The 19,278-nt window shown below is 71.3% G+C and carries 3 protein-coding genes; all 3 read left to right on the top strand.

From position 1 onward, the window contains the following. The first annotated feature begins 149 nt into the window (after positions 1–149). From AB0947_RS27750 to AB0947_RS27740, 3 genes are read left to right on the top strand one after another with little or no spacing between them, the layout of a single operon-like run. Entirely contained in the window at positions 150–6,893 is a 6,744-nt protein-coding gene (locus AB0947_RS27750) for an amino acid adenylation domain-containing protein (protein ID WP_366753057.1), read from the top strand. A 46-nt stretch (positions 6,894–6,939) separates the two neighbouring features. Next, positions 6,940–14,817, top strand: a complete 7,878-nt coding sequence (locus AB0947_RS27745; RefSeq protein WP_366753056.1) for an amino acid adenylation domain-containing protein — start codon at positions 6,940–6,942, stop codon at positions 14,815–14,817. Next, a complete protein-coding gene (locus AB0947_RS27740; RefSeq protein ID WP_366753055.1) occupies positions 14,814–18,803 on the top strand; it encodes an amino acid adenylation domain-containing protein in 3,990 nt (1,329 codons plus the stop codon). Before AB0947_RS27745 ends, AB0947_RS27740 begins: the two co-directional genes overlap by 4 nt. Positions 18,804–19,278 lie beyond the last annotated feature (475 nt).

The raw sequence follows: 19,278 nt of genomic DNA, 5'->3' as shown, positions 1-19,278 counted from the left end.
CCCGTGGCCATCCCCGAGGGGGCAGAAGTGTCCACGTCCGGCGGGCAGAAGTAACCAGTTATCTCTCCAAGATCGCTCTGCGAGCATCGGATTCGGCTGAGTTTCCGAGGGCTTTCGCGAATGGTCGACGACGAGGAACTGGTGGACACATGACGACGAATCCGATGGTGGCCGCGGCCTCCGGACAGGTGGCCGAGCAGGGCGGATTCTCCCCGGCCGAAGCCCGCGTCGCCGCGGTGTGGAATGCGGTGATCGGCACTGAGGTGGCGGCGGCGGAGGACGAATTCTTCCAGCTGGGCGGAACCCGCTCGCAGGCGAAGGAAATGGCCCGCCGGATCGCGGAGGAATTCGGTTCGGAATTCGGCGCGGAACCGCTGCCCGAGCCGTTGACGGTCCGGGCCGTGGCGTCCTTCCTCGCGGAGGAGGCCCTGCTGAGGGCCCGCCGGCTGTTCGAGTCCTCCGACTTCGACGCCGGGGAGGTGGCGGACGCTATGGGCGCCCTGGTGGCGGCCGGGGCTCCGGACGACGCTCCGGCCATACCCCGCACACCCCGCGACGGGCGCCCGCTGCCGCTGTCGTTCGCGCAGCGCCGGCTGTGGTTCCTGGACCAGCTGGAGCCCGGCCGGGCCGAATACCTGATCCCCATGGGACTGCGCATCCGTGGCCGGCTGGACGTCCCGGCGCTGCGTGCGTCGCTGTCGGAGCTGGTGGCCCGGCACGAGGTGCTGCGCACCCGCTTCGTCAGCGACGCGGACGGCAACCCCGGCCAGGTCGTCGACCCGCCCAGGCCGCTGCCCCTCGCCGTTCACGACCTGCGATCCGTCGCCGGGGAGCAGGCGCGCGAGGAGGCCGCCACCGCGCTGGTGGACACCGAGGGCTTCCGCCCGATGGACCTCGGCACCGGACCGGTGGTACGCGCGCTGCTGATCCGGCTGGCCGACGACGAGCACCTCCTCGCGCTGACGGTGCATCACATCGCCTTCGACGGCTGGTCGGCGGGGGTGCTGTCACGGGAGCTGACCGAGCTGTACGGCGCACGGGTCGCGGGCAGGACCGCCGACCTGTGCGAACCTCCCCTGCAGTACGCCGACTTCGCGGTCTGGCAGCGCCAGTGGTTCACCGGCGACGTACTGGCGGAGCAACTGGACTACTGGCGCGGCCGGCTGGCCGGCACCGAACCGCTGGAGCTGCCCACCGACCGACGGCGCCCGGCGCGGCACAGCGGCAAGGGCGCCATGCTCACCTTCCGCGTGCCCGCGCGGACCGCCGACGGCGCCCGGAGGATCTCCAAGGAGACCGGCGCGAGCCTGTTCATGACCCTGCTGGCGGTCTTCCAGCTGGTGCTGTCGCGCTACAGCGGCCAGGAGGACATCGCGGTCGGCACCCCGATCGCGGGCCGCAACCGGGCCGAGATCGAGAACATGATCGGCTTCTTCGTGAACACGCTGGTCATGCGCACCGACCTGTCCGGTGACCCGACGTTCACCGAGCTGCTCGACCGGGTCAAGGAGACCGCGCTCGGCGCCTACGACCACCAGGACCTGCCCTTCGAACGCCTGGTGGAGGAGCTGGCACCGCAGCGGGACCTGTCGCGCAACCCGCTGTTCCAGACGATGTTCGTCCTCCAGAACACCCCTGACAGCCGGTCGTGGGAGCTGCCCGGCCTGACCGTGCGGCAGCTCGACGTGTCCGCCCAGGACTCCAAGTTCGACTTCACCTTCTACGCCACCGAGGCCGCCGACGGTGCTCTGGACGGCACCGTCGTGTACTCCACCGACCTGTTCGACGAGGCCACGATGGTGCGGCTCGCCGGACACTTCGAGACGCTGCTGGCCGCCGCCTGCGCCACCCCGGACGCCCGGCTGTCCCAACTGGAGATGCTCACCGCCGCGGAGCGCCGGACGATCCTCGGCGAGTGGAACGGCGCCGACACCGACGCCCCGGACACGCTGACCGTCACCGCGCTGATCGGGGAGCGGGCCGTCCGCCACCCCGACGCGCCGGCCGTGACGTGCGGCGCCGACCGCCTGACCTACCGGCAGCTCGACGAGCGGGCCGAGTGGATCGCCGGCCGGCTGCGCGAGCGCGGTGCGGGGCCGGGCACCCTGGTCGCGGTCTGCCTGAACCGCGGTACCGACATGGTGTGCGCCCTGCTCGGCATCCACAAGGCGGGGGCGGCGTACGTGCCGCTGGACCCCGCGTACCCCACGGACCGGCTCGCCTACATGGTCGAGGACAGCGGCGCCCCGCTGGTCGTCACCCAGGCCGCGCACACCGGCCGCCTGCCCGCCCACACGCAGGCGCTGCTGCTGGACGGGTCCTGGCCCGAGGAGCCGTACACCGCCGCCGCCGGTCCGGTGGCGCAGGCCGGTCCGGACGACGTGGCCTACGTGATCTACACCAGCGGTTCCACCGGCCGTCCCAAGGGCGTGCAGATCACCCACGGCGCACTGCGCGCACGGATGCGGGAGACGAGCCGTGAACTGGGGCTCACCCCACAGGACCGGGTCCTGCAGTTCGCCTCGATCGCGTTCGACTCGTCGGTGGGCCAGCTGTTCGCCCCGCTGATCTCGGGAGCCTGCCTGGTGCTGCGCGACGACGCCTGGGACCCGGGCCGGCTCGCGGAAGCGCTGCGCGAGCACCGGGTCACGGTGGCGTGGCTCACGCCCTCGGCGTTCGGGGCGCTCGCCGCCGACCTGGACGGACCCGACGCGCTGGGCCCGGAGCTGCGGCTGGTCCGGCTCGGCGGCGAGGCGCTTCAGCGGGAACAGGTCCGGGAGTGGTTCCGGCACTGCAGGGTTCCCCTGGTCAACGGCTACGGACCCACGGAGGCCGCGCAGGAGGCGACGACCGCCAGGATCACCGGGCCCGTCGACCGGGTGCCGATCGGCCGTCCGGTCGCCAACGCCAAGGTCTTCGTGGTCGACCGCCACGGCCGGCCGGTGCCGGTGGGAGTGCCGGGGGAGATGTGGATCGCCTGCCCCGGACTGGCCCGCGGCTACCTCAACCGGCCCGAGCTGACCGACGAGAAGTTCACCGTCGTCGACGTCGACGGCGCCCCCCGGCGCGTCTACCGCACCGGAGACCACGCCCGCTGGCTGCCCGACGGACGACTGGAGTTCGTGGGCCGCGCGGACAACCAGGTCAAGCTGCGCGGCTACCGCGTCGAACTGGGCGAGGTCGAGACGGCGTTGCTCGCCCACCCCGAGGTCACCGGCGCCACCGTCATGCTGCGCGAGGACGTCCCGGGAGCGCAGAGGCTGGTGGCGTACGTGGTGCCCGTGGGATCCCTCGACGTGAACGCGCTGCGCGCCCACCTCCGGCGCGACCTGCCGGACTACATGGTGCCCACGGCCTTCGTGCCGCTGGAGCGCATCCCGCTCACCCCGAACGGCAAGACGGACCGCCGGGCGCTCCCCGCCCCCGCCTCCGACCGGTCCGGACTCGACGCCGAGTACACCGCGCCGCGCACGGACACCGAACGCACGGTGGCCGAGGTGTGGTCCGAGGTGCTGGGCGTCGACCGGATCGGCGTGCACGACGACTTCTTCGCACTGGGCGGCCACTCCCTGCTCGCCACCCAGGTCGTGTCGCGGCTGCGCCGGCGGCTCGGCGCCGATGTCCCGGTGCGCACGCTGTTCGGCGCTCCGACCCCGGCACTGCTGGCCGAGGCCGTCACGGAACTGGACGGCACCGGTGCCGACCGCATCCCGTCGGCACCGCGAGACAGCGGCCCGCCGCCGCTCAGCTTCGCACAGCAACGACTGTGGTTTCTCGACCAGTTGGAGCCGGGCCGGGCCGAGTACCTGCTGCCCTTCGCCTTCCGCATCCGCGGCCCCCTGGACATCGACGCCATGAACGCCGCGTTCACCGCGGTGGTGGCACGCCACGAGATCCTGCGCACCCGGTTCGGCACGGACGCCGCGGGCTCGCCGGTGCAGCTGGTCGACCCGGCGCGGCCGGTGCGGATGCGGGTACGGGACCTGCGCGGGGTGGAGGACGCCACCACCCGCGAGGCCGCCCTGGCGGACGTACTGCGCGAGGACGGACTGCGGCCGGTCGACCTCGGCACCGGACCGATGCTGCGCGCGCTGCTGGTGCGGCTGGCCGACGAGGAGTGCGTCCTGGCGGTCACCGTGCACCACATCGCCTTCGACGGCTGGTCGGTGGGCGTGCTGGTGCGCGAGCTGTCCGCCCGGTACGCGGAAGCCGTCGCGGACCGGTCCGGCGCGTCCGGGCCCGGCCCGCTGCGGGTGCAGTACGCCGACTACGCGGTGTGGCAGCGCTCCTGGCTGTCCGGGGCGCCGCTGGAGCGCCAACTCGCCTACTGGAGGGAACGCCTGGACGGCCTGGAGCCGCTGGAGCTGCCGACCGACCACGCCCGGCCGGCGGAGCGCGGCGGACGGGGCGAGGTGGTCCGGTTCTCGGTGCCCGCCGAGGTCGCCGCCCGTGCCCGCGCGGTGTCCGCCGAGAGCGGCGCGAGCCTGTTCATGTCCCTGCTGGCGGTCTTCCAGCTGCTGCTGGCCCGCTACAGCGGACAGCGGGACATCGCGGTGGGCACCCCGATCGCCGGCCGCAACCGCGCCGAGACGGAGGACCTGATCGGCTTCTTCGTCAACACCCTCGTCCTGCGCACCGACCTGTCCGGCGACCCGACGTTCGCCGAACTCCTCGACCGGGTCAAGGACACCGCCCTCGGCGCCTACGACCACCAGGACCTGCCCTTCGAACGCCTCGTGGAGGAACTCGCCCCCGACCGAGACCTGTCCCGCAACCCGCTGTTCCAGACGATGTTCGCGTTGCAGAACGCACCGGGCGCGGACGCCTGGAACCTGCCGGGCCTGTCGGCGGAACCCGTCGAGATGCCGGTCCGCAACGCCAAGTTCGACCTGTCGATGTACCTCGCGGAGGCGGCGGACGGCACGCTGGACGGCGCCGTGGTCTACGCCGACGACCTGTTCACCGAGGACACCGCGCGCCGCATGGCCGGCCACTTCACCAACCTGCTGGCCGCGGCCACGGCTCGCCCGCACAGCACGCTGTCCGAGGCGGAGATGCTGGACGCGGACGAGCGGCACCGCATCCTCACCGAATGGAACGACACCGCCTCACCCGTCCCGACGGCGACCCTGCACGGGCTGTTCGAGGAGCGGGCGGCGCGGAACCCGGACGCGGTGGCCGTCGTCTGCGGCACCGAGAACCTGACCTACCGCCAGCTCGACGAGCGGGCCAACCGCCTCGCCCACCGCCTCCGCGCCGTACCGGGCATCGGCCCGGACGTACCCGTGGGCGTCTGCCTGGAACGCTCGCCCGCCATGGTGTGGACGCTGCTCGGCATCCTCAAGGCCGGCGCCGCCTACGTGCCACTCGACCCGGAGCACCCGGCGGAGCGGCTGGCGTACCTGGTGGCGGACTCCGGCGCGCCGATGGTCGTCACCGACACCGCGCACGCCCCCCTGCTGCCGGAGGGCCTGGACCTGCTCCACGTGGACCGGCCCACCGACCTGCCGGACACCCTGCCCACGCACACACCGGACCCCGTCGCGGACCCCGGCGACCTGTGCTACCTGATCTACACCAGCGGCTCCACAGGCCGCCCCAAGGGCGTCCGCATCGAACACCGCGGAGTGGTCAACTACCTGGCCGGCATGCAGCACGCGTTCCCGCTCGCCGAGGGCGAGGGATTCCTTCAGGCCACGCCGCTGTCCTTCGACGTCTCGGCGTACGAGATCTTCTGGCCCCTCTGGCAGGGCGCCACGGTCGTGCTGGTGCCCGGCTCCGACCGGCTCGACATGGCCGAGGTGTCCCGCCTGATGCGCGCCCACCGCGTCGTCGGCCTGCACTTCGTGCCCAGCCTGCTGGACCTGTTCGTCACCCGGGTACGACCGGGGGACTGCACCCACCTGCGGTACGCCTTCGCCAGCGGCGAACCGCTCCAGCCGACGCTGGTGAGCCGGTTCACCGAACGCTTCCCCGGCGACCTCGTCAACCTGTACGGCGCCACCGAGGTCTCGGTCGACACCACCTACTGGCGGGCCCCGCGCACGGGCCCCGCCGGACCGGTCCTCGCCGGCCGTCCCATGGTCAACCAGACGGTGTACGTCCTGGACCCGGACCGCCGCCCGGTACCCGCCGGCGTGCTCGGCGAGGTGTACCTCGGCGGCGACAGCGTCGGTCGCGGCTACCACCGGCGGCCCGACCTCACCGCCGAGCGCTTCGTCGCCGACCCGTTCCGCGGCGGCCGGATGTACCGCACCGGCGATCTCGGCCGGTTCACCGCGGACGGCGAACTGGACCTGCTGGGACGTATCGACCGTCAGGTGAAACTGCGCGGCGTCCGGGTCGAACTCGGCGAGATCGAGGCCACACTGCTCACCCACGGCGCGGTCGGGGCCTGCGCGGTGGTGGTCCGGCAGGACACCCCCGGCGACAAACGCCTGGCCGCCTACTGCGTGCCCGCGCCCGGCGCCACCGTGGACGCCGGAGCGCTGCGCGAGTGGGCCGCCGAACGCCTGCCGCGGGCCATGATGCCGTCCGCGTTCGCCGTCCTGCCCGAACTGCCGCTCAACCGGAACGGCAAGGTCGACCACGCGGCGCTGCCCGCTCCCGGCAACGACGGCGACAGCACGGCCCGGTACACCGCCCCGAGGGACGAGATCGAGGCGGAGATCGCCGGGGTCATGGCCACCGTGCTCGGCGTCGAACGCGTCGGAATCCACGACGGCTTCTTCGAGGCCGGCGGGCACTCCCTGCTCGCCATCCAGCTCGTCAACCAGGTGGAGTCGGTGACCGGAGTGCGCATCAGCCTCCGACGCCTCTTCCAGTCGCCGACCGTCATCGGCATCAAGCAACAGCTCGTCGACCTGTTCGACGCCCCGGAACAGGACTCCTGAACCAGCAGCCACTGCTCGCACGAGAAGACGAAAAGGACGGAACATCATGGGCGAGAACTCGGTCGAGGCACGGCTGCTGTCACGCATGCGGCGGCGTGCGGAAGCGGCCCGGATCGCACGCGGTGACCGGGAGGCCGGACCGCTGCCGTTGTCGTTCGCACAGCACCGGCTGTGGTTCCTGGACCGGTTGACACCCGGCAGCCCGGAGTACCTGGTGCCCACGGCGCTGCGGGTGCGGGGCGCGCTGGACGTCACCGCGCTGGGCACGGCCCTGTCGGGCCTGGTCGCCCGGCACGAGGTGCTGAGGACGTCGTTCCCGGCGGACGACAGCGGCACACCGCGGCAGGTGATCACCGCACCCTGGCCGGTGGAGGTCACGGTCCACGACCTGCGGGCCGAGGCGGACGCGGAGACCCGCGCCGGCGCAGTGCTGCGCGCCGAGGCGACGCGTCCGTTCGACCTGGACGCGGGCCGGCTCCTGCGGGCCGACGTGGTACGGCTGGCCGACGACGACCACTTCCTGCTGCTGATGGTGCACCACATTGTCTCGGACGGCTGGTCCTCCGGGATCATGGCCCGCGAACTGCGCGAGCTGTACGCGGCCGCCGTCGCCGGACGCGAGGCGTCACTGCCCGAACTGCCCATCCAGTACGCCGACTTCGCCGCCTGGCAGCGCGAGCGGCTCACCGGTCCGAAGATGGAGCGCCACCTCGCCTACTGGCGCGAGCGCCTGGCCCGGGTGACGCCGCTCGAACTCCCCACCGACCACCAGCGTCCGGCGCGGCCGAGCGGCGGCGGCGACGTGGTCACCTTCTCGGTGCCGCAGGAGGTGGCGGAGGCGCTGCGGTCCACGGCGAGCGGGCAGGGCGCGAGTCTGTTCATGGCGCTGCTGTCCCTGTTCCAGATCGTGCTGGCCCGTTACTGCCGGCAGGACGACATCGCGGTGGGCACCCCGATCGCGGGCCGCAACCGCGCCGAGACGGAGGACCTGATCGGCTTCTTCGTCAACACCCTCGTCCTGCGCACCGACCTGTCCGGCGACCCGACGTTCGCCGAACTCCTAGACCGGGTCAAGGACACCGCCCTCGGCGCCTACGACCACCAGGACCTGCCCTTCGAACGCCTCGTGGAGGAACTCGCCCCCGACCGCGACCCGTCCCGCAACCCCCTGTTCCAGACGATGTTCGTGCTCCAGGCGCCCGGTAGCGCGGAGGGCCGGGCGTGGGAGCTGGAAGGCACGCGGACCGAGCCGGTCGAGATCGAGCGGGGTGTCGCCAAGTTCGACCTGACGCTCACGGCGGTCGAGTCGGCAGACGGACTGCGCGCGGTGCTGGAGTACCGGACGGATCTGTTCGAGCGGGCGACGATCGAGCGCATGGCCGGCCACTTCGCCACCCTGGCCGCGTCGGTGGCGGCCGCACCGCGGGCCCGCCTGTCGGAGCTGAACATGCTGACGGAGCGGGAGCGGCGGGAGATCCTGGTCGACTGGAACGGTGTCACCGGCTGCTACCCGGACACGGCGACGATCCACCGGCTCATCGAGGACCGGGTCGCTGCCGATCCCGATGCGGTCGCCGTGACTCACGGCGAGCGGGGCTGGACCTACGCGGACATCAACGCGCGTGCGAACCGTCTGGCCCATCATCTGCGTGGCTCGGGTATCACTCCGGACACCCTCGTGGCGGTGTGCCTGGAGCGCTCGCCGGATCTGATCGCCACGCTGCTGGGGATCTTGAAGGCCGGTGCCGCGTTCGTCCCTGTGGACCCGGAGTATCCCGCGGACCGCATCACCTACATGGTCGAGGACGCGGACGCTCCGCTCGTCATCACCAGCACCGCTCTGGCTGATCGTCTGCCGGACACGGTCGACCGTCTGCTGGTCGACACCGGGTGGCCGGCCGGTCCCGACACCGATCCCGAGCCGTTGGCCTCGCCGGACGATCTGGCCTACGTCATCTACACCTCGGGTTCCACCGGCAAGCCCAAGGGTGTGGCTCTGGAACACCGGGGTGTGGTCAACTACCTGCACTGGTGCGACCAGAACTATCCGCCTGGTGCTCCCGGCGGTATCGGCAGCATCCTCTACTCGTCCGTCACCTTCGACCTGACGATCACCGCGCTGTTCCTGCCGCTGATCCAGGGCCAGCAGCTGGTCATTCCCGTGCCCGAGCCCGGTCAGACGGCCTTCGACGCGGCGATCGACCTGGTCTGCACGGACGTCCCGATCAGCTTCCTCAAGGCGACCCCTTCACACCTCGAAGTCCTCGCCGCCCACCTGGAGAGCCGCGGGGCCCGGCATCACATCACCACGATCGTCGCCGGTGGTGAGAACCTCTCGCCCCAGCTCGTCGCGCGGCTGCTGGAGGCCGGCAGTACGCCGACGGTGATCAGCAACGAGTACGGTGCGACCGAGGGCTCGGTGGCGAACGTCATGAGCCTGACGACCCAGCCCGATCCGCACGGCGGGACGACCACCCTGGGCCGGGCCATCACCAACACCACCGTCTACGTCGTCGACCACCACAACCAGCCCGCGCCCGTCGGTGTCCCCGGACACGCCCTGCTGGGCGGTATCTGCCTGGCGAGGCACTACCACAACCGGCCGGAGCTGACCGAGCAGCGCTTCACCGCCAACCCGCTCAGCCCGCCCCGTCCCGACCCGCGCACGTATCAGACCGGCGACCTCGTCAAGTGGCGTCAGGACGGGACGCTGGAGTTCATCGGCCGGATCGACAACCAGGTCAAGGTGCGCGGCTACCGCATCGAACTCGGCGAGATCGAGAACGCCTTGGCAGGTCACCCCTACGTCCACGCCACCGCGGTGACCGTGCGCGAGGACACACCCGGCAACAAGCAGCTCGTCGCCTACGTCGTCCCCACCCCGGGGCACGAGCCGGGCGCCGCCGAACTGCGCAGCCATCTCCAGCAGCAGCTGCCCGACTACATGGTCCCGGCCACCTACGTCACCCTCGACCGGCTCCCGCTCACCCCCAACGGGAAGGTCGACACCAAGGCCCTCCCCGCACCCGACCACCACCGGCCCGACCTCGGCACCACCTACACCGCACCCCGGAACCCCACGGAGGCGACCATCGCCGGCGTGTGGTCCGACGTCCTCGGCGTCGACACCGTCGGCATCCACGACAACTTCTTCGCACTGGGCGGGCACTCGCTGCTCGCCACGCAGGTGACCTCGCGGCTACGGCAACGGCTCGGGGTGGACGTCCCGGTGCGCGCCCTGTTCACCTCGCCCACACCGGCCACACTGGCTGAGGTCGTACACGAGCTGGAGACGGCCGACAAGGCGCCGCTGGTACCCGTCGACCGTGGCAGCGGTCCCCAGCCGTTGTCGTTCGCGCAGCAGCGGCTGTGGTTCCTGGACCAGTTGACACCGGGCAGCGCCGAGTACCTCGTACCGTTCGGTCTGCGGGTGCGGGGCCCTCTCGACGCCGGTGCGCTGGGCAGGGCGTTCACCGGTCTGGTGACCCGGCACGAGGTGCTGCGCACCCGGTTCGTCACGGACGACTCGGGCCGTCCCGCACAGATCGTGGACGCGCCGTGGTCGGTCACTCCGGTGCTGCACGACGTCCGGACCGGCTCGGCGGCCGAGCGGGAGCGGGCCGCGCTGGAGATCATGGCAGCCGAGGCACGGAGGCCGTTCGAGCTGGACGGCGGGCGGCTGCTGCGGGTGGACGTGGTCCGCGTCGCGGACGACGACCACTACGTGCTGATCACGCTGCACCACATCGTGTCGGACGGCTGGTCCTCCGGGATCATGGCCCGCGAACTGCGCGAGCTGTACGCGGCCGCCGTCGCCGGGCGCGAGGCGTCGCTGCCCGCACTGCCCGTCCAGTACGCGGACTTCGCCGCCTGGCAGCGGGAGCAGCTCAGCGGTGAGTTCCTGGAGGGGCAGTTGGCGTACTGGCGCGAGCGCCTCGCGGGGGTGCCGGCCCTGGAACTGCCGACCGACCATGGACGGCCGGCCGAGCGGGAGGGTGCCGAAGGCGACACCGTGTACTTCTCGGTGCCGCAGGAGGTGGCGGAGGCGCTGCGGTCCACGGCGAGCGGGCAGGGCGCGAGTCTGTTCATGGCCCTGCTGTCCCTGTTCCAGATCGTGCTGGCCCGTTACTGCCGGCAGGACGACATCGCGGTGGGCACCCCGATCGCCGGCCGCAACCGCGCCGAGACGGAGGACCTGATCGGCTTCTTCGTCAACACCCTCGTCCTGCGCACCGACCTGTCCGGCGACCCCGCCTTCACCGAACTCCTCGACCGGGTCAAGGACACCGCCCTCGGCGCCTACGACCACCAGGACCTCCCCTTCGAACGTCTCGTCGACGAGTTGGCTCCCGACCGCGACCTGTCCCGCAATCCGCTGTTCCAGACGATGTTCGTCTTCCAGAACACGCCGGACGACGACGCGTGGAGCCTGCCCGGCCTGACGGTCGAGCAGGTCGGTGTGGGCGGGCAGGACGCCAAGTTCGATCTCCAGCTGACCGCGGCCGAGTCGGATGGCGAGCTGCTGGCGGCCCTGGAGTACCGGACGGATCTGTTCGAGCGGGCGACGATCGAGCGCATGGCCGGCCACTTCGCCACCCTGGCCGCGTCGGTGGCGGCCGCACCGCGGGCCCGCCTGTCGGAACTGGACATGCTGACGGAGCGGGAGCGGAGGGAGGTCCTGGTCGACTGGAACGGCGTCACCGGCTGCTACCCGGACACGGCGACGATCCACCGGCTCATCGAGGACCGGGTCACCATCGACCCGGACGCGGTCGCCGTCACTCACGGCGAGCGGCGCTGGACCTATGCGGACATCAACGCGCGTGCGAACCGTCTGGCCCATCATCTGCGTGGCTCGGGTATCACTCCGGACACCCTCGTGGCGGTGTGCCTGGAGCGGTCGCCGGATCTGATCGCCACGCTGCTGGGGATCTTGAAGGCCGGTGCCGCGTTCGTCCCTGTGGACCCGGAGTATCCCGCGGACCGCATCACCTACATGGTCGAGGACGCGGACGCTCCGCTCGTCATCACCAGCACCGCTCTGGCTGATCGCCTGCCGGACACGGTCGACCGCCTGCTGGTCGACACCGGGTGGCCGGCCGGTCCCGACACCAACCCCGAGCCGCTGGCCTCGCCGGACGATCTGGCCTACGTCATCTACACCTCGGGTTCCACCGGCAAGCCCAAGGGCGTGGCCCTGGAACACCGGGGTGTGGTCAACTACCTGCACTGGTGCGACCAGAACTATCCGCCTGGTGCTCCCGGCGGTATCGGCAGCATCCTCTACTCGTCCGTCACCTTCGACCTGACGATCACCGCGCTGTTCCTGCCCCTGATCCAGGGCCAGCAGCTGGTCGTACCGGTGACCGGGCCCGACCAGACGGCGTTCGACGCGGCGATCGACGTGATCTGCGCCGGCACCCCGATCAGCTTCCTCAAGGCGACGCCTTCGCACCTGGAAGTCCTCGCCGCTCACCTGGAGAGCCGCGGGGCCCGGCATCGCATCACCACGATCGTGGCCGGTGGCGAGAACCTCACACCCCAGCTCGTTTCCCGCCTGCTCGACGCCGGCAGCACGCGCACCACCATCAGCAACGAGTACGGCGCGACCGAGGGCTCGGTGGCGAACGTCATGAGCCTGACGACCCGGCCCGATCCGCACGGCGGGACGACCACCCTGGGCCGGGCCATCACCAACACCACCGTCTACGTCGTGGACCACCACAACCAGCCCGCGCCCGTGGGCGTCCCCGGACACGCCCTGCTGGGCGGTATCTGCCTGGCCCGGCACTACCACAACCGGCCCGAGCTGACCGAGCAGCGCTTCACCCCGAACCCCCTCAGCCCGCCCCGCGCCGATCCCCGGGTCTACCACACCGGCGACCTGGTCAAGTGGCGCCCCGACGGCACCCTCGAATTCATCGGCCGGATCGACAACCAGGTCAAGGTGCGCGGCTACCGCATCGAACTCGGCGAGATCGAGAACGCCCTGACCACTCACCCCCAGGTCCACGCCACCGCCGTGACCGTGCGCGAGGACACACCCGGCACCAAGCAGCTCGTCGCCTACATCGTCCCCACCCCGGGACACGCCCCTGACACCCGCGAGCTGCGCGCACACCTCCAGCAGCAGCTGCCCGACTACATGGTCCCGGCCACCTACGTCACCCTCGACCGGCTCCCGCTCACCCCCAACGGGAAGGTCGACACCAAGGCCCTCCCCGCGCCCGACCACCACCGGCCCGACCTCGACACCACCTACACCGCACCCCGGACGGACGTCGAGCGCACCCTTGCCGCGATCTGGTCCGAGATCCTCGGTATCGACACCGTCGGCATCCACGACAACTTCTTCGAACTGGGCGGGGACTCGATCATCAGCATCCAGATGATCGCCCGGGCCAAGAAGTTCGGTGTGCACCTCACCCCGCGGCTGATCTTCAAGCACCAGACGATCGCCGAGATCGCGGCACAGGCCGGTACGGCCACGCCGGTCGACGCGGAACAGGGCCGCGTGGTGGGCGAGGTCCCGCTGACGCCGATACAGCACTGGTTCTTCGAGAAGGACCTGCCGGCGTTCGACCACTTCAACCAGGCCGAACTCCTGGTCACCGACGGACTCGACCCCGACGTGCTGCGTCTGGCGCTGGCCGACCTGATCGAGCACCACGACGCGCTGCGCCTGCGCTGCGCACACGAGGACGACGGCTGGCGGCAGTACCTGGACGACACCGTGGACACCGGCATCCTCGACGTACACGACCTGTCCGGTGTCGCGGAAGCGTCCCTGGCGGCGGTGTCGCTGGACGTCGCGGAGGAGACGCAGCAGAGCCTCGACCTGGCCAAGGGCCCGCTGCTGAGGGCCGCCCTGCTGGAGCTGGGGGCCACGCGCGGTCAGCGGCTCCTCATCGTGGTGCACCACCTGGCGGTCGACGGCGTGTCCTGGCGGATCCTGCTGGAGGACCTGGGCAGTTGCTACGAGCGGCGGGCCGCCGGGCTCGCACCCCTGCTGCCGGCGAAGACGACGTCGTTCCGGTCATGGGCCCAGCGACTGCACGGCTTCGCCCGTTCCGCGCAGGCGCGGGCAGAGTTCGCCTACTGGTCCGAGCCCAAGCCGGCCGGCCGGGTGCCGCGTGACCGGGACGGCCGCAACGACCTGCGATCCGCCTCCGGCGTCGTGGCGAGGCTCAGCCCCGAGGAGACCCGTGCTCTGCTGCGGGACGTTCCGAGGGTCTTCAACACCCGGATCAACGACGCGCTGCTCACCGCGCTGGCGCACGCCCTGCGGGACTGGACCGGCGACGACGAGACCCTGATCGGACTGGAGGGGCACGGCCGCGAGGATCTGTTCCCCGACGTGGACCTGTCACGGACGGTGGGGTGGTTCACGTCGGTCTTCCCCGTCGCCCTGCGGCTGGAACCAGCAGCCACCGATGCGGTGGCCTCGCTCGACTCCGTCCGCGAGCAGGTGGCGCGGATCCCCAACAAGGGCGTCGGCTACGGCATCCTGCGCCATCTCGGCGCCCCGGACATGGCCTCCGTACTGCGCCGGCAGCCCACTCCGGAAGTGAACTTCAACTACCTGGGGCAGTTCACCAGGGACCTGCCGGGCATCGGACGGTACGCCGGTCCCGAAGAGCCCAAGGGCCACTCGATCAGCCCGGAGGGCATGCGCTGGAACGTGCTGGACGTGACCGCCGCCGTCGAGGGGGACACGTTCGGCCTGTACATCAACTACTCGACCGCGCTGCACGACCGGCGCACCGTCGAGCACCTGGCCGACGGTGTCCTCGGCCACCTGCGCGAGCTGATCGCCGGCAGCGCCGACGGAGCCGCCGACGCCCGCAGGGAGTCCCCTGGTGTTCCCCTCACCGATGTCGGTGACGCCGACATGGCCGCGATCCTGAAGAGGTTCTCGATATGAGCGCGCACAACGTGGAAGACGTCTACGGACTCTCGCCCCTGCAGTTCGGCATGCTGTACCACTCGCTGGAGGACACCTCCGACACGCGCCCCTACATGGTGCAGATGACGGAGGAGGTCGAAGGACCCTTCGACGAGACGCTCTTCGGCGCCGCCTGGCAGCAACTCGTCGACCGGCACTCGATCCTCCGCAGCGCGTTCGTGTGGGAGGGGGTGTCGGAACCGGTGCAGGTGGTGCAGCGCCGGGCCCCCCTCCCCTTCGAGGTGCGGGATCTGCGCGGCCTGTCCGGCCAGGAGGAGCTGCTGCACGCCTTCCTGGCGGAGGACTGGGCCCGGGGGTTCGACCTGTCACGGGCCCCGCTGGTCCGGGTCACCGTGCTGCGCATGACGGAGGAACGCCGCATCGTCGTCTGGTCGTTCCACCACATCCTCCTCGACGGCTGGAGCGTGCAGATCCTGCAGAAGGAGCTGTTCGCCCTCTACCGCGCGCTGCTCGACGGCACTCCCGCCGAGCTGCCGCCGACGGTCCCGTACCGCCGGTACATCGAGTGGCTCAACTCCCGGCGGGACGACGACTCCGGGGCGTTCTGGTCCGAGTACCTGGCGGGCGTCACCGAGCCCACCGCCCTGCACGTCGACCGGGACACCGGTGACACGGGAGTCGGCGAGTTCGAGGTGTGCGCCTCCGCGGAGCTGTTCGCACGGGCCCGGGACTACGCCAGGTCCCAGCGGGTCACGATGAACACCCTCGTGCAGGGCCTGTGGTCGATCCTGCTCTCACGGTACAGCCGCCAGGACGAGGTGCTGTTCGGCTCGACCATCTCCGGCCGCTCGATCGACCTGCCCGGCGTCGAGTCGATGATGGGCCTGTTCATCAACACGCTGCCGGTGCGCGGCCGGCTCACGGGCGACCTGGCCGTCTCCGAGTGGCTGCGCGACCTCCAGGACGAGCAACTGGACATGCGGCAGTGGGAGTACTGCCACCTGGTCGACGTGCAGAAGCACAGCAGGATCCCGCGCGGCGAGCCGCTGTTCCGGTCCATCCTCGTCTTCGAGAACTACCCGGTGGTGCAGAAGCCGTCGGACTTCCCCGAGGGACTGACCCGGCGCCTGGTGAACTGCGTGGAGCGCACCGGATACCCGCTGACCCTCGTCGTCTCGGCGGGCCGGGCCCTGGAGTTCCGCTTCGTCTACGACCGGAGCAGGTTCGACGCGGAGACGGTCGAACGCATGGCAGGGCACCTGGAAAGTTTGCTGGCCTCCCTGGTGGACTCACCCGGGGCACGCATCGCCGACCTGAACATGCTGACGGAGCGGGAGCGGCGGCAGGTTCTGCACGACTGGAACGGTGTCACCGGTCCCTACCCGGACACGGCGACGATCCACCGGCTCATCGAGGACCGGGTCGCTGCCGATCCCGATGCGGTCGCCGTGACTCACGGAGAGCGGGGCTGGACCTACGCGGACATCAACGCGCGTGCGAACCGTCTGGCCCATCATCTGCGTGGCTCGGGTATCACTCCGGACACCCTCGTGGCCGTGTGCCTGGAGCGCTCGCCGGATCTGATCGCCACGCTGCTGGGGATCTTGAAGGCCGGTGCCGCGTTCGTCCCTGTGGACCCGGAGTATCCCGCGGACCGCATCACCTACATGGTCGAGGACGCGGACGCTCCGCTCGTCATCACCAGCACCGCTCTGGCTGATCGTCTGCCGGACACGGTCGACCGCCTGCTGGTCGACACCGGGTGGCCGGCCGGTCCCGACACCGATCCCGAGCCGTTGGCCTCGCCGGACGATCTGGCCTACGTCATCTACACCTCGGGTTCCACCGGCAAGCCCAAGGGTGTGGCCCTGGAGCACCGGGGTGTGGTCAACTACCTGCACTGGTGCGACCAGAATTATCCGCCTGGTGCTCCCGGCGGTATCGGCAGCATCCTCTACTCGTCCGTCACCTTCGACCTGACGATCACCGCGCTGTTCCTGCCCCTGATCCAGGGCCAGCAACTGGTCATTCCGGTGCCTGAGCCCGGTCAGACGGCGTTCGACGCCGCGATCGACCTGGTCTGCACGGACGTCCCGATCAGCTTCCTCAAGGCGACCCCTTCACACCTCGAAGTCCTCGCCGCCCACCTCGAAACACGAAACGCGCACCACCGCATCACCACGATCGTCGCCGGTGGCGAGAACCTCACACCCCAGCTCGTTTCCCGCCTGCTCGACGCCGGCAGCACACGCACCACCATCAGCAACGAGTACGGCGCGACCGAGGGCTCGGTGGCGAACGTGATGAGCCTGACCACCGAACCGGACCCGCACGGCGGGACCACCACCCTGGGCCGGGCCATCACCAACACCACCGTCTACGTCGTCGACCACCACAACCAGCCCGCGCCCGTGGGCGTCCCCGGCCACGCCCTGCTGGGCGGTATCTGCCTGGCGAGGCACTACCACAACCGGCCGGAGCTGACCGAGCAGCGCTTCACCGCCAACCCGCTCAGCCCGCCCCGTCCCGACCCGCGCACGTATCGGACCGGCGACCTCGTCAAGTGGCGTCAGGACGGGACGCTGGAGTTCATCGGCCGGATCGACAACCAGGTCAAGGTGCGTGGCTACCGCATCGAACTCGGCGAGATCGAGAACGCCCTAAACACCCACCCCGGCATCCACACCACCGCCGTCACCACCCGCGAGGACACACCCGGAGACAAGCGCCTCGTCGCCTACGTCGTCCCCACCCCCGGCCACACACCCACCACGCACCAGCTCCGCGCACACCTCCAGCGGCAGCTGCCCGACTACATGGTCCCGGCCACCTACGTCACCCTCGACCAGCTCCCGCTCACCCCGAACGGGAAGGTCGACACCAAGGCCCTCCCCGCACCCGACCACCACCGGCCCGACCTCGGCACCACCTACACCGCACCCCGGAACCCCACGGAGGCGACCATCGCCGGCGTGTGGTCCGACGTCCTCGGCGTCGACACCGTCGGCATCCACGACAACTTCTTCGCACTGGGCGGACAGTCGATCAGCGCGGTGCGGGTGGTCTCCCGGCTGCGGGAGGCCGGCCTGGGCGTCGCCCTCCAGCAGATCGTGCGGCACCCGACGGTGGCCCAGCTGGCGGCCGCGCTGGACGTCCCGCAACCGGCGTCGTCCGGGCTCGTGGTGCTCCTCTCGTCCGCGGCCGACCCCAGGCTGCCCGTCCTGTTCTGCGTGCACCCGGGCGGCGGCAGCACCCACCCCTACCGGGCGCTCGCACGGTGCCTGGCGGGCACGTTCACCGTGTACGGCATCCAGGCCCCGGGTCTGAACGCGGGTGAGGCGCCGCTCGTCGGGATGGAGGCGATCGCGGAACGGTACTGGCGGGAGATTCGCACGGTGCAGCCCACGGGCCCGTGCACGATCCTCGGATGGTCGACGGGCGCCGTGATCGCGCACGCGATGGGCGTGACGGCGCCGGAGGAGGTCACCGGCCTGTTCCTGCTGGAGCCGGCGGTGACGGGCGACGACCAGCGGGACCGTTTCCAGCGGCACGCCGAGGTGTACCGCCGGGTGAGCGCGTTGTGGCGGCGCGGCCAGGACGAGCACGGCGCCGAACGGGCCGCCACCGAGCGGGAGTTGCGGCGCCTGGCGCCGGAGATGAACATCGACGAGGACCTGGTCACGCTCGACGAGTGGCTGCCCTACGCGGTGCTGGAGGCCGAGGTGCGGTCGCTCGCCGCCTACCGGCCCGGACGCTCGGGGGCCAGGGCGACGCTGTTCGTCAGCGACACGGTGCGTGAGGGCAGCGGCGACGAGGTGCCGGAAGCCCGGTACGTCGCCCACTGGCACGGGCTGTACCCGCAGGGCCTGGCCCAGCGGGCGATGCCGGGCCGCCACATGGAGATGGTCAGGGGCGACGAACAACTGGAGCTCCTGGTCTCCACGCTCCGGGAGGCCGTGCCGGGGGCCACCGCCGACCGGGAACGGGAGCTGCTGACGGCCTGACCGGGACACTGGCCGCACCACCGGAGCCGACAGCCGCAGAGGGGCCCGCCACGAACGTGGCGGGCCCCTCGTCCTGTTCACCGGTCCGCCCGCCGTCCGTGAGGGGTGGCGCCGCGGTCCCGGCAGCGCACCGCTTGGCCCGGTCCGTTCCCGCCCGGCCCCGCCCCGCGCCGCGGCACCGGGGGTCTCGTCCGGACCGGCCGGCACGCGCCGGCACGCGGCGCACCACGTGCACCCGGAGCGGGAAGACCACCGAGGGGGCCGGGTCCGTGCTGCCGGGCCCCCGGGTCCTTCCTCTCCCTCCCCGCTCTCCCTGCCCCCCTTTCTCCCTCTCTGCCTTTCCCTCTCTCCTGTCCTTGCGGTGCACGCGGCGACGCCCCGGTCTCGTGCTCCCACCTGGTGCGGGGTGGGACGAAGTCGTCGAGCCGCAGCGCCTTGCCGTCCGCGACCAGGTCCAGCGTCTCCTTGGGGAAGC

Origin of the sequence: Streptomyces sp. NPDC047841 (assembly GCF_040704085.1) — a bacterium.
Taxonomy (GTDB): domain Bacteria; phylum Actinomycetota; class Actinomycetes; order Streptomycetales; family Streptomycetaceae; genus Streptomyces; species Streptomyces argyrophylli.
This window is presented reverse-complemented; position numbering and strand designations above follow the sequence as displayed.

Bases quoted from the DNA above. Each gene is read 5' to 3' on its own strand.
- AB0947_RS27750 (WP_366753057.1), top strand. From the start codon at position 150: ATGACGACGAATCCGATGGTGGCCGCGGCCTCCGGACAGGTGGCCGAG.
- AB0947_RS27745 (WP_366753056.1), top strand. From the start codon at position 6,940: ATGGGCGAGAACTCGGTCGAGGCACGGCTGCTGTCACGCATGCGGCGG.
- AB0947_RS27740 (WP_366753055.1), top strand. From the start codon at position 14,814: ATGAGCGCGCACAACGTGGAAGACGTCTACGGACTCTCGCCCCTGCAG.